The sequence below is a fragment of the Acetobacter thailandicus genome (assembly GCF_011516655.1).
In the GTDB taxonomy this organism is placed as follows: Bacteria; Pseudomonadota; Alphaproteobacteria; order Acetobacterales; family Acetobacteraceae; genus Acetobacter; species Acetobacter thailandicus.
Genome location: NZ_WOSV01000001.1, coordinates 474,941 through 488,797, shown reverse-complemented (window position 1 = coordinate 488,797; position 13,857 = coordinate 474,941). Strand labels below are relative to the sequence as shown.

Genomic DNA, 13,857 nt, shown 5'->3' with positions numbered 1-13,857 from the left:
CTATTGCCGCCTTATACCCATAACAACCTGCCGCAAAAGTGCTTCAAGCTGATGCGCCTGCTGTTCAAACGTTACCAGGTCATCTTTAAACGGATTAGTATAGTCATCAAACCGTTCTGACGTATTCAGAAGCTCTCTCACCACTGCAGCTAAAGCCTCGGGACCAGCTCCGATCGGTATCATATTACCGTTTTCACCCTCAGTAATGGCTTCAGCCTGACCGCCTGGTGTGGTCGTAACCACCCATACATCCCGCGCAAGAGCCTCACGCACTGACAACCCATAACTTTCTTTACACTGAGAAGGGAAAAGAAGCACATCAATGCTGTCATAAAATGCATCCATGGTTGTCTGCGTGTAAGACGGAACAGTAACAACCAGCCCTTTTACCTTCCATGTCTCAGCATATACTGACTGAATACCAAGGCTGAGCTTATTATCAACAACATACAGCACCCAGTCTGACATGTTAATCTGCTCGAAAGCCTGGCGAATCAGAGCATAACCTTTCAGGTCTTCAGCCCCGCCAACATAACCAAAACGCAGGGCTGTACCCTTTTTACGAGGGGTTCTTGGCTGTTCAGGCCAGGTAAAGCCATTGGGGTTCACCACCACTTTATCAGCTGCAATACCATTGGCCAGAAACAGCTGCCGGTGCGTTTCTCCCGGTGTAAGCAGGAGTGCTGCACTATCAAGAGCGCTCCTCATCAAAGCAGCACGACTTTGCAGATGCGACGCTTCGATTTCACAGTTCTGGCAAACCTGCAGGTCTATCTTCTCCTGAAAACAGAACTGCCCTTTTTCAGTCACCATAAACTGGCGATCACAAAGCCACCAGGAATCATGCAGCGTAATAACGTAAGGAACACCTTCTTCAACACAGGCACGCGTCAGGCCGACACCAAGACGCTGAATGGCATGAAAATGCACAATGTCAGGCTTCATGGTCTGTAACCAGTACCTGAAAGCCTCCGTCGCATGCGGGTTATCAAGCCCGGCAATTTTTTCAAAATCATCAGGCACCGGTACGCTCATAACCGGGCTGCCTGCCGCCTGATAACGTACAACACCGCCTTCACGCCCAGCCAGGTCAGGGCATGACGTAAATACACTCACAGTGATGTCACGCACCCGCAGATGCTTTACCATCTGCTCTGCAATAAACGTTGCTCCGCCAAAAGAACGCGGATCAAAATAAATATTCACCGCCATAACTGATAAGTCTGTTCTGGCCTGCACCGGCGGATAGCCAAAGACTGGTACAACCTGATCTTTCACCACGTTAACAGGGTGATAGTGCTCCAGTGCGTACTGCCGGGCTGCCTGACCAATCTGCCCACGAAGAGCTGCGTCGCCCGCCAGAGCCAGTAAAGAAGCAGACCACTCTGCAGGTGTTGAAGCCAGAAAACCATTCTGACCGTGCCGGACAACCTGCGCAAACGTATCAGAAGGAGAGCAGACTGCAGGCACTTCAAGAACAGCGGCCTCAAGAAATTTAATATTACTTTTACAGTCGTTGAAAACTGATGAATCAAGTGGAGCAATCGTTATATCGGCATCAAATAAAAAGCGCATATATGCTATGTAGTCGCGCCCTGTATGCCTGAAAATACGGTCCTTTACTGCATCACATTCAGGCGGCAAAGTCAGGTCGCCCATAATATGCAGTGTCAGCCTGGGATCAACCTGCATAGCTCCGACAATGCCAGCTGCAGCAACACGAAAATCAGCATCATGCGTTTTTGTGCCTGAACCATAAACAATCCGGACCTCTTCCTTATGACGTGACTGCTTTAAAGTCTCTCTTTCAGCTCTGAGCTGATCAGCAATATCTAGAGTTTGTCGGTCAAGAGCATTTTCAATAACGCTGACACGCTCGACCCCTGCCTCACGCATTAACTGTGCAAGAACCCGAGTCGAAGCAATGGCCTGATCGCAGGCCTTCATGCAATTACGATAGAGCGACACACCATTCATCACGACCAGGCGTTCATGTTGTGTCAGATGATCAAGATTTTTATTATTCTTATAATGCTCTTCAGAAAAAATCAGGTCATCTACATCCCACCATGAAGGAAGATTGAGACGTTTGACCTCTGCAAAAAGTGAAAGAACGGCTTCAAATGCCGGCACTCTGTAAAAAATAACATTCGTACAGCTCTGAAGAGCTGACAGAATCTCCTGATTTTTACGCCAGTCAAAAACAGCTACATGCCAGCCGAGAGCTTCAAGCTCTTCTTTCTTTTGCCACACGCGATATTTGGCACACTGCCGCAAACTCAGCTCTGCAATAATCAAAAAAGAGGGCCGAAACCCTTGCAGCACATCCTGCTTTACGGGAAGCAGAATCCGGTCTGCCACCTGGCTAATTGTCTCAGCTTTTGGCGCTGTATTTCTGCCTCCTCTGCCCAGAAATGACTGCGCTGAGCGCTGAAGATGAGGCGTTATTTTATGCAAAACACCACGGGCACCATCTTTACGATAAACATCCTGAATTTTAGCTCTGACATCAGATATTTTATGTCCACTCGGCAAATACCCACGCGAAATATGCCTGACTGCGCGTAAAGGAAAAGTTATTTTCCAGGACAGGGTCTGCTGCTGAGCCGTAAGAAGAGCTTCAGTTTCTGCAAAACGCTGACGCAGCTCCGCCTCGCGCAGGCCTTGTAAAGCACTACCAGCCCGATAGCTCTCAACAAGCGCTGCAAGCTCCTCTTTCTCATCAGCGGGTATTTTCTCTGGATCATTCATACTCTGTTCTCTTTTATGCTGCTGGAGAACTTAACGCACTTGTCAAAAAAAAAGCCGGGTAAAAAACCCGGCTTCTTAAAAGATCAACAAAAAGGAAATGATCAGAGATCAGAAACCTGTGAAGTCTTTTGCTGTCAGAGAGCTGACGCCATCAAACGTAATTTTGCTGTTATCAGCCAGCGTAATGGTCGTGCTTGCAACACCATTTTTTGTGCTGTGCTCAGCGTTATCCAGTACTTTCTGGAAAGCAGAAGAGTTGCTGCCACCATAGTATTTATCATAATCAACCAGCAGGACCTGGTTACCAGCAGCACTACCGAAATCGGTAATCGTATAGTCGGCACCAGCCACACCATTACGGAAACCAAATACGTTAGCTGCACCAGAACCACCGGTCAGTGTCGCATTACCTGTGCCTGCTACAAGCGTATCAGCACCGGTACCACCGATCATAGTCTGCTGCGTTGTGCCAGAATCAGCACCAAAGGCATGGATACCAAATACTGAAGATGCAGCATTCAGTGTTTCGTTACCTACGGTAGCAACAAACAGCGAACTTGCTGAGGTCGCATCCATGGTAACATCAAGACCATCGGCACCAAAGACCGTGCTCTTACCAGCAGAGATCGTCGTTTCGCCCGTACCACCACGGAATATCAGGTCACCAGCGATGTTGACATTCGCGTTATCAGCCTGGTTAACAACGAAGTTACCCTGACCAGCACCAATTGTACCCTGATTGCCACCGAAAACAGTACCGGTTGAACCAGAAAGGCTGATCGTGTCGCCTTTTGCACCAGAGATGGTGCTGTTGCTGCCATAAACTGTACTGTTGCTGCCAACAGTAATGTTCTCGCCACCCAGTGGTGCATTGCTGGTAACCAGCGAATTATCACCAACATCAACGGTAGAACTTGCTCCGTTCAGCGTAATGCTCTGTGTGCCGGAAGACGCTGTAATCGTATCCTGACCTTCAGAGATAACACTGTTTACGCCGCTACCCAGGATAATCTGGTTCGCACCGCCACCAGCATTGATGGTGTTATCGCCATTACCAGAGTTGATGGTATCGTTACCGTCACCTGTTCTGATATCCCAGTTACCGCCAGAAGAGTTACCATTAAAGGTATTATTGCCGGCACCAGCCGTAAACTGACCACCCTGAGACCCAGCGGTGAAATTAATCCCCCCGGCTCCGCCAAGAACGGTCAGGGCATGGGTCACGCCCGTGGCATCGACTGAAACAGCACCTGCCAGGGTATCGCTGATACCACCGACGGTCAGCCAGGAAGCATTACCACTGACCTGATAAGAACCGGCAGCCGTAATGACGCCGTACCCTCGCTGATTGCTAAAACTATCAGAACCGGAGGTCAGATCACGTATATCAAGGTTTGCAAGATCGCCACTTAACTGCGCAGCAACACTCGAAGCGTGCTGAACAAGCGATGACTGCTGAGAACCATCAACGGTAACCTGAACACTGCTTCCTGACGCACCGGTAACGGTGATAATCGCCATATGTTTACCCTCACTCTCAAAGCATCATGTCACAGAAACTAAGGAGACTTCGAAATCCCACAAGCTATGACTCTGGTTAATTTATATCTTGCCTGCTTGTAGAACAAGCAAAAAACAAAAAGCAAGCATTAATAAGAAATTTAAAATCGTTTCATGAAATATGAACATCGTCACAAAGAAAATCAAGCCAAAAAAATATAATGATTGCTTTTTCTTTACATAAAAAAAATCCAAACAAATCTCTCTAATACTCTCATCAAACCTCTATTCATTACAGGATAACCTCTATAAAAAACCAAAAAAACATATGAAAAGCTTATTTTTATCATTTTTTATTTTTTATTTTTTTATAAATAAATTATTAATTATATGTCATGTACTTTACTAACCAGCGAAAAAACCCACTAATTACAAACTCTATTAACCAATCAGGTGCATCTTTTACCCAATGCAGGATCTTTCCACTCAGGCAAATAATATGCTGTCAGATATAAGCAACACTGGTTTTAATTCTTTTTTTTTACATGTGAACCTGGTGCCCGGACATGATGACAGTGCTGTTTTTTTGCCATTAATTCATTGGATTCTTGATGCTGCTCAACCTGAGAATCTGGTTCTCATCCATACAGACGAAACAAGCAGAGAAACTCTTCGCAGCACAACACAGGCCAGAAATAACCCTCTGTATATAAAAGAGTGGACATCGTACGAACACTCTCCCGAACTACGCCGCCCTGTCTATTTCTGTGGAATGCATGGTCTGCTCTCTCCGGCAGCATTCTTAAACTGGGTCAATACACTGACTGATGATGCACTTATTATAATTGAGGGAATAACTTTACCTGGCGCATCGGAAACATGGCATTTACTTAAGTACTCCTTCCCCTCCTTTACCTATGACTATGGCAAAGGACTCGGCCTGCTTACCAGAACATCATGTATTCTGAGCAAAACTCTTCTTTTTAAGAACGAAAACTCACTCACAGGCGAAGAACGTAAAAATAAAATTTCATTTACAAATAAATGCTATTTTTTTTCAGATTACTGGAAAAATAAATTAATAGAAAATAAATTAACAGAAATAGAAAATGACAATAAAGAGTTTAAAATTAAAAATAAAATACTTATAAATGAAAACAAAGAAATTATAAAAAAAATATCAATACACAAAGACTCAATTAAAAAAGAAGAAAAAATCCCTGAAATATTATCAGCTCATCGCATAAACGAAAAAACAAAAATCAACCCACTCTCAAGGGCCGTTCGCAAACTCCTTCTTCCTCTCCGCTCCCCAGCCCTGAAATCATCATATCAGACCGAAACCCCGGAGCTCGAGCAAACCGAAACCCGTGCATCACATCATACGGCTGCGGCTCATCATCCGTGCTCGCATATTTTATTTATTGCCGGAGAGCCAGATTCTCCAGGTGTATGGTATCGCTGCATACGTAATGCAGCAGCGACAACGATGGCCGGATACCAGGGCCGCTGGAAACCATGCGCCGAGGTTAACCCGGATGATCTGAAGTGGGCTGATGCGATTGTTTTATGGCGGGTTGAATTCAGCGACCACGTAAAAACCATTATTCAGGTCGCACACGAGTATAATGTTAAAATTATATTTGACACTGATGACATCACCTTTATGCCTTCTCTGGCCCGTACCGATATTATAGATGGCATCCGCACCATTGGCGTCTCAGAAGAGCGACTGGAAGTTTTCTTTCACGACAACTGGCGCACCATGGTTAACGCTGACCTGTGCTTTGCACCGACAAACTTTCTAAGTCAGCTGATGCGCGCACATCGTCCGCTGGGCTATACGGTACCTAACACCTACGACACAGCAGCACTGACACTAAGCCGGCTGGCAGCGCGCAAAAAACGTGCTTTTGCTGAAACAGACATCATTCGTATCGGATACCCCGCTGGCACACCTACGCATCAGCGGGATTTTTTACGCATCGTACCAACTCTTACCGCACTGATGAAAACGATCCCGCATCTGCGCCTGGTGCTTTTTCGTCACAAAGATACACTCAGCCCAACCGTCATCATCAATGAATTTCCCGAACTCAGCCAGGTAGCCAGCCAGATTGAGTGGCGCGATCTCGTCGATTTTCCTGATCTGCCAGCTGAACTGGCACGCTTTGACATTGCGATTGCCCCTCTTGAAGCTGAAAATATCTACTGTAACGCAAAAAGCGAACTGAAGTTTTTTGAGGCTGCACTGGCAGGTGTGCCCTCCGTCGTCTCTCCCACACACCCTTACCGTGAGTGCATAGAACACGGCAAAACCGGCATGCTGGCAGAGACCCCTGAAGAGTGGCATGACGCCCTGTCTCAGCTTATCGAAAATGCTGAGCTGCGTGCAACACTGGCACGCAATGCCTATCATAGTTGTCTGTGGCACTTTGGCCCGCAAAAACAGGCAAAACTTCTTAAAAGCATTTTTCACAGCCTGGAAAATGAAGAAGCAGCAACCCAGGAGGCCGAAATACAGCTTGCACGTGGCACCTGCCCTGCCCGCAACCTGCCTGATATTCCGCCCTGTACTTTACTTTATGAGAAAGATGCTCTGATCACATCCGATATAACGGTCATCATCACCAGCTACAACTATGAGGACTTTCTTCTGGAAGCACTCGAGTCTGTCCGCTCTCAGACTATAGAAAACCTTGACCTGATTGTTGTGGATGATGGTTCATCAGATTCCTCCGTCACTCTGACCAGGGAGTGGATGAAGCGCCATTCAGAACGCTTTAACCGCCTTATCTTACTCAAAACGTCTTACAATGTCGGGCTGGGAGGCGCGCGAAACTGCGGTGTTTCCTGGGCTGAAAGTCACTATTTTCTACCACTTGATGCCGATAATCGCCTTCTACCCGAAGCCTGCACAACACTTCTGGCTACAATGACACCAGTGACAGCCTACGCTTACCCGATACAGCAACAGTTTGGTTCACCTGCAGTACACACCTTACTGGGAGAAGCTGACTACACCCCCATGCGACTAAAATCAGGCAATTACATTGACGCTATGGCTCTTATTGGCAAATGGGCCTGGGCAGCCTGTGGCGGCTATTATGTTCAGCGCGATGCTATGGGCTGGGAAGACTACGACCTCTGGTGTTCAATGGCCGAAATGGGCCTGCAGGGCACGCATGTTAAACAGATACTGGCTGAATATCGGGTACACTCCGGGTCAATGACCACAAGTGTGACTGAGAAGGCTGAGCATAAAAAGAAAGTTGTTGCACTGCTTGAAAAACGCCACCCGTGGATCAGCCTCGTGCAGAAAGAAACCCGGACAACCCGCTAAAATGATAAACCGGACGAGAGCGCGCTACACGCTCTCGTCTAAAAAACCTTATGCCTTTGAGAAAACGCTTCCATAAGGCAGACGTGACTTTGGCAGCTTTGCATTAAAGTCAGCTTCGGCATGATAGCCCAGAGCAACGATGACAGTTGCGGTCAGCCCTTTTTCTGCCAGGCCAAACTCTTTATCAACGATTTCCGCATCAAAACCTTCAACAGGGGTTGCATCAACACCCAGCAAACCTGCTGACAACAGCAAAAAGCCCTGTGCTATATAAGTCTGCTTCATAGCCCAGGTCTGCACGTCACCTGCTTTCTCATGCACACCAACAAAGAAAGCGCGGCCACCGGCAACAGCTTCACGTGCAGCCTTATCAGCATAACGCCCGTCAGCCTGCTCCTGCTCAAGAACAGTCTCAAGATAAGACGCAGGCAGAGAAGAACGTGAGCACAAAACCACAACATGAGAGGCATTAAGAATTTTGTTCGTATTAAAATCAAAACGCTCTGACGTTGCTTTAGCAACCCGTGCTTTGCCTGCGGCATCATCAGCCACAATAAAGTGCCATGGCTGGCTGTTTACTGAAGACGGACTTAAACGCAAAGCTTCAAACAGCTGATGTGCAATGTCATCAGGAATACGGCGTTTGGCGTCATAGGACTTCGTAGTATAACGCGTCTGAAGAGTTTTAATAAGATCCATGAAACTATTCACCTTTGTTGAACAAAGTGTTGTGACTCTGCCGCTATTTAAGACGCTTCGGGGGCAAGACGTCCTTTATAAGACAATAATACCATCACAGCCCCGAGAAGACCTAAACCCAGACCTGCAGCAGAAACCATACTGTAGCCATAGCCCCATGACAGTACAGCCCCGCCCAGCGCTGCACCCAGAGCATTGCCCAGGTTAAACGCACCAATATTCACCGATGAAGCCAGACCAGGAGCTGCATGCGCTGCTGTCATGGTGCGCATCTGCAATGCTGGCATCATAGCAAAACTGGCAACACCCCAGACAAGTACCCCCACCAGTGCACCGACAGGCGTACGCGCAGCAAAAGGAAAAGCCAGCATAATCAGACCAAGAACAGGGAACACCACCAGCAATGTACCAACAAGTGATTTATCAGCTGCACGGCCACCAATAGCATTACCTATACTAAACCCAACACCAATCAGCATCAGGGCTACAGTTATAAGCCCAGGCCCTGCTTTAGTAATCTGTTCAAGCATCGGTACAATATAGGTATAAAGCTCAAACATTGCTCCGGCTCCGACGACCGTCACGCCCAGAGCCATCAGCACATTAGGCCGGGTCATCACTTTAAGTTCGGCTGCTGCATCAGGGCGTGGACCGGCCTCCGCAAAAGGCAAGGCAACCAGACATGCCGCGGCTGCAACAAGCCCAAGGACAGAAATAGCAACAAATGCCATACGCCACCCCAGGGTATCCCCCATCCACGTAGCCGCAGGCACACCGAAAATGTTGGCAACTGTCAGGCCCATGAACATACTGGCAACAGCACTGGCCCTGCGGTTTGCGGGGACAAGGCTGGCAGCCTCAACCGCCCCAAGGCCAAAAAAAGCACCATGAGCCATGCTGGTCAGCACACGAGCCAGCAGAAGCTGTGTGTAAGTTGCACTGACAGAAGATGTCAGATTGCCTACAACATAAAGTAACATCAGCCCGATAAGAGAATATTTACGCGGGTAACGTGCAAGCAGCAATGTGATAACCGGCGCACCGCCCATAACCCCAAAAGCGTAAGCACTGACCAGCCCTCCTGCTGTTGGAATACTGACATGCACACCAGCCGCCAGAACAGGCAGCAGGCCCATGGGGGTGAATTCTGTCACACCAATAGCAAAAGCCCCACATGCCAAAGCAAACAGAGCAAACGCTGAAGAAATTTGTTTTTCAGGCATATAAAATATTTCTAATCCTCTGTCAGGGAGGGTGAGAGACACGCAGGCCTCTGCAGGCTATGTCATACTCTGAAGCATGACATAGCCCGTTATAAAATCTCAGAGAATATATAATAATCAGTTAACAGCGCATGCGGCACAATAGCTTAATTAACTATTATACCCTTCAGGATGTGCCACTCGCCAGCGTAATGCCGTTTCAACAATCTGGTCAATTTCAGCAAAACGCGGGGTCCAGCCAGTTTCCTCGCGCAGTGTCTGTGAATCAGCAACCAGCATCGCCGGATCTCCCTGACGGCGCGGAGCTGGCTCCCAGGGCACCTTTCTGCCGCTCACACGCTCGACAGACTGAATCACTTCAAGGTTAGAGTAACCCTGGCCGTTGCCAATATTATACGCCACACTCCGCTCGTTAATCTGATCAAGAGCGCGCAGATGGGCATCAGCCAGATCAGTCACATGCACATAGTCACGTACACACGAACCATCCCGCGTCGGATAATCTGTACCAAATAGTTTCAGTGCCGGTCTGCGGCCCAGAGCCGCGTCAATTGTCAGGGGAATAAGGTGAGTTTCCGGCCTGTGATCTTCCCCCGCACGCCCCTGACTGTCAGCACCTGCAGCATTAAAATAACGCAGGCAGGCACTGTGCAGGCCATAAATATTACCGGCCCAGTGCAGCACCCGCTCAATCATATATTTGCTTTCACCATAGGGTGAACCGGGCTGTACATCTGCTGTTTCAGGAATAGGAGCCGAACGTTCAGGCCCGCCAAAAAGAGCTGCAGTTGAAGAAAACACCAGCTTGCTGACGTCGTTTTTCACACAAGCCTGAATAAGGTTTAACGCCGTAAGATAATTCTGGCGAAAATAACGCAAAGGATCTGTCATACTTTCCCCGACCAGGGAAAGAGCTGCAAAATGCAACACACCCGCCCATGAGCGGCTGGAAACAACTTTTTCTGTCGCATCAGCATCAAGCAGATCAGTATGATGGAACTCAACATCATCAGGCAACGCACCACGGTGGCCGGTACTAAGATTATCGAGCACCGTCACATCATGGCCAGCATCAAGAAGTGCCAGAACCGCATGACTGCCAACAAAACCAGCACCACCGGTTACAAGATAACGCATCCGTTCATCCTTTATCTGATTGAACAACATGCCTCTTACCTCTGCCCCGCCTCCCTCTTACGAAACGAAGGCAGGATCTTACAGAGTCATGCTGTAAATAACTATTAAACAGTCCGTAGCATGTAATCCCCCGTTTCAGGGAGGTGTAATCGGTGTACGAGCAATCAGATAAGGTGGTTTGCGTAAATTATGCCCGTCATTAAACCCGGGCAGGCGGTTCCACTGGCCGAGTACATAATAAACATGTGTCCTGGTCGCAAAAATACCATCAGGCCAGATAATACGAGGATCGCGGGCAATAACGTCAATTTGTCCATCCGGACTTCTGCGCATGATCGAATCATGCTCTCCCGCGGTCAGATAAATACGATTCCAGGCATCCGTCGCCAGCCCGTCTGTCATCACCTTTTCACCCAGATCAGTAACTGCTGACGCAAGTTTATCATCCGTAGCGGCGGGGTCAGCCAGCAATGCAGTTGGCAAACTATACAACCTGCGACTTGTAAGAGGGGAGTAATAAAGCGTTTTGCTATCATTACTCAGGGTAATGCTATCAATGCCCCCGATGGGAAAACCAGGGTGATGCGGGTCATAACACCGCACACGCCCTTCGAGAACTGCCTCGAAGCCTGGTTCTGCCAGAACAGACGGGTGATGCGTCAGCACACGCCGTTGCTTACCGGTTGCAATATCAACAATCACCAGACCGGGGGAGGTTCCGAAAGAAGAATCTGCTATATAAACGGTACCGGCTTTACCATGTGTCAGGTCAACCCGCAGGTCATTCATATGACTGTCGGGCAACATAGCCGGCGCGTGAAGAGGGATATTCGCTATCTCTTTACCTGTTTTTACATCAAATCCAACAATTTTTGCCGCACCCGGCTCTATCGGGTGACCAGCAACTTTTCCGTCATCGATCAGCCATAACCGGCCTTTTGTATCCAGTGTCAGGCCATGAGGCGACACCAGCCGCTGCGTAACGGGCAGAGACGTCTCGCGCGTTATATTCTCATCAGGCCAGGCAATAATTTTTCCGTCACGCAACTCTCCCAGCGAAGGTTTGTCATGATCCGTGGCGTGACGGGGAAAAGTGAGGAACACCCTTCCTCCCTCAGTCACCGCGATACCTGAAGGACCAGGCTCAGGCAAAGCGGCAATAATCTCCATCTGCCCTGCAGGCAGTGTGTCTGCCGCAACGCTCACATGAGTGTCCGAACTGGCAGAATCAGCGGCAGCCAGAGCCTGAGAACTTACAGCCGCCATGCTCACAGCAACAAGCAGAGCCTGATAGTGCTTCTTCATTCGTCCAACCTCACCTTAAACTCGTTGCTGTGCATAAACGAAAAGATCAGCCTTCAGAGCGGCCGAAGAATCTTCACATCAATCGGGGCAGCCAGAAGTGGCTCAAGTGTCTGTGCAAGCTCTTTAAAATGAGGCGTTTCAAGGTGGGCCTGAAGTGCTTCACGGCTATCCCACTTTTCGATAAAAACAAATGAATCCGGGTCATCAAGGTCCTGATGCGGCACATAAAGATGGTTTGTGCTTTCTGCCCGCGAAGGAACAATGCATGCCTTCATCGCCGCAGCAACAGCAGCACCCTTACCTGGTTTTGCTTTGACAAGTGCAACAACATCAATTTGTGACATAAGGTACTTTCCTTCTCAGCTCATAACGACACTGAAGAACTATAATACCTCGGCTAAAAGAATACAAAACAGCGGCACATCTTACTTCTGTATAAAAATTTTCGAAAATTTTAACGCATTACTATACCTGAAAAAATACTTTAATAACCGACATGGTGCGCCAGAAGATACGCATTGCAGGAATGCCTCTTTCAGATAACAGACCATATTTTTCCGGGAAAAATAACAACGCGAGCAGCTCACATTATAGAAATTTGACGCTGCAATAACAAAATTATGATCTGTTTTGTATAAAAAATAACGAGTGCGTGATCTGATGAAGATTTTTTTTTGTGAAGCAATATAAACACAACACAAACATTGATTTTTATTAATAGTCAAAAAGTTATTTCTATATATAAATTTTTCATAAAAATACCTTTCTGAAATATATTTTTCATTTAGATGCAGAAAAAAAATTTATGTGATATATCAACCGAATAAGGTTCTTGCAGAGATAAATATCATCTCATTTTCTTTCTGATGGTTCTAACTTATGGGTAATACTCCTTCAGCACTTCAGATCCGACTGGCTGAAAAAATCGTCTCACTTGTTCGTATGGAAAGCTGGCAAACAGGCCATCATCTGACTGAAGATGCCCTGAGCGACATTCTGGTCACCTCACGGACCCCTGTCAGAGGCGCTCTTATTTATCTTGCAGAAGCAGATTTTCTGGAACGAAGACCACAGAAGGGCTTTTATGTTAAAAACCCGGAAATAAATCCTTTTGAAGAAAAAAATGATATATCTGCAGCAGACGAAAATGATATATACCAGAAAATAGCCCTTGATCGCCTGAAACATACCTTACCTGATACAGTCAGTATGAGTGAACTGGTGCGCCGTTACAATATATCGCGCGCCAGGATGCTGCATGTACTCACAAGAATAGCATCCGAAGGCTGGGCGGAGCGCAGGTCAGGCAATGGATGGGCATTTCAGACACTGATAGATAACGTCGATGCCTATAAAGAAAATTACCTTTTCAGGGCAACGTTAGAACCCGCTTTTATGCGCAGTGAAGACTTTTACCCCGATGATCTTATTCTGCTACGCCTCAAAGAAAAACAGGAGTTTGTTAAAAATGAAGGCTACAAATTCCTCAGTTCTATAGAATTTTTTCAGATTGATGCAGAGTTTCATGAAACTCTGGCCACAATGACTGGCAACCGTTTTTTTATACGCGCTCTGAAACGCGCTAACCAGCTACGACGCCTTATGGAGTACGGACTACCTCCTGATCATAAATTTATACAACGTGTCTGCCTGGAGCATATTGCCGTTATAAATGCCCTTTTAAATAAAAATATCAAAGCAGGCGCAACATTACTTAAAAATCACATTACAAAAGGTATGATTTTCAAATCTCACTCCCTCATGAGTATAGCAAAAGAAAAATAATAACCTCATAAAAACCAAAATATTTAAAATTGTTTTTTTTCATTCTGACATAAATCAGACAACACTCTTTCCTGCTGCACTATTTGCGTTCAATATCCTCAGCACTATCCCACT

Annotated in this window: 9 protein-coding genes; 2 read left to right on the top strand and 7 right to left on the bottom strand. The window is 47.1% G+C overall.

Annotated elements, in window-relative coordinates:
* Together GOB58_RS02195 and GOB58_RS02190 are read right to left on the bottom strand one after the other, a co-directional pair.
* The gene (locus GOB58_RS02195) at nt 1-2,751 is read right to left on the bottom strand and encodes a glycosyltransferase (protein WP_173559198.1); all 2,751 of its coding nucleotides are present in this window, start codon (nt 2,749-2,751) and stop codon (nt 1-3) included.
* A 108-nt stretch (nt 2,752-2,859) separates the two neighbouring features.
* Complete coding sequence (locus GOB58_RS02190) at nt 2,860-4,272, bottom strand: beta strand repeat-containing protein (RefSeq protein ID WP_173559197.1); 1,413 nt, start codon at nt 4,270-4,272, stop codon at nt 2,860-2,862.
* A gap of 478 nt (nt 4,273-4,750) precedes the next feature.
* Between GOB58_RS02190 and GOB58_RS02185 the strand changes: the two genes are divergently transcribed.
* A complete protein-coding gene (locus GOB58_RS02185; protein ID WP_242005183.1) occupies nt 4,751-7,594 on the top strand; it encodes a glycosyltransferase in 2,844 nt (947 codons plus the stop codon).
* A gap of 48 nt (nt 7,595-7,642) precedes the next feature.
* On the opposite strand, the gene nfsB is transcribed toward GOB58_RS02185, so the two are convergent.
* From nfsB to GOB58_RS02160, 5 genes are all read right to left on the bottom strand, one after another.
* Complete coding sequence (nfsB, locus tag GOB58_RS02180; protein ID WP_086553786.1) at nt 7,643-8,293, bottom strand: oxygen-insensitive NAD(P)H nitroreductase; 651 nt, start codon at nt 8,291-8,293, stop codon at nt 7,643-7,645.
* A 47-nt stretch (nt 8,294-8,340) separates the two neighbouring features.
* Nucleotides 8,341-9,516, bottom strand: coding sequence for an MFS transporter (locus tag GOB58_RS02175; RefSeq protein ID WP_173559195.1), 1,176 nt, complete (start codon nt 9,514-9,516; stop codon nt 8,341-8,343).
* 150 nt (nt 9,517-9,666) lie between these two features.
* Complete coding sequence (gene galE / locus GOB58_RS02170) at nt 9,667-10,653, bottom strand: UDP-glucose 4-epimerase GalE (protein WP_173559194.1); 987 nt, start codon at nt 10,651-10,653, stop codon at nt 9,667-9,669.
* Between the two features lie 135 nt (nt 10,654-10,788).
* A complete protein-coding gene (locus GOB58_RS02165) occupies nt 10,789-11,958 on the bottom strand; it encodes an L-dopachrome tautomerase-related protein (protein WP_173559193.1) in 1,170 nt (389 codons plus the stop codon).
* A gap of 53 nt (nt 11,959-12,011) precedes the next feature.
* A complete protein-coding gene (locus GOB58_RS02160) occupies nt 12,012-12,302 on the bottom strand; it encodes a putative quinol monooxygenase (RefSeq protein ID WP_086553782.1) in 291 nt (96 codons plus the stop codon).
* Nucleotides 12,303-12,837: 535 nt separating this feature from the next.
* On the opposite strand from GOB58_RS02160, the gene GOB58_RS02155 reads away from it, so the two are divergent.
* On the top strand, nt 12,838-13,743 hold the full coding sequence (locus GOB58_RS02155) for a GntR family transcriptional regulator (protein WP_086635667.1): 906 nt from the start codon (nt 12,838-12,840) through the stop codon (nt 13,741-13,743).
* The last annotated feature ends 114 nt before the right edge of the window (nt 13,744-13,857 follow it).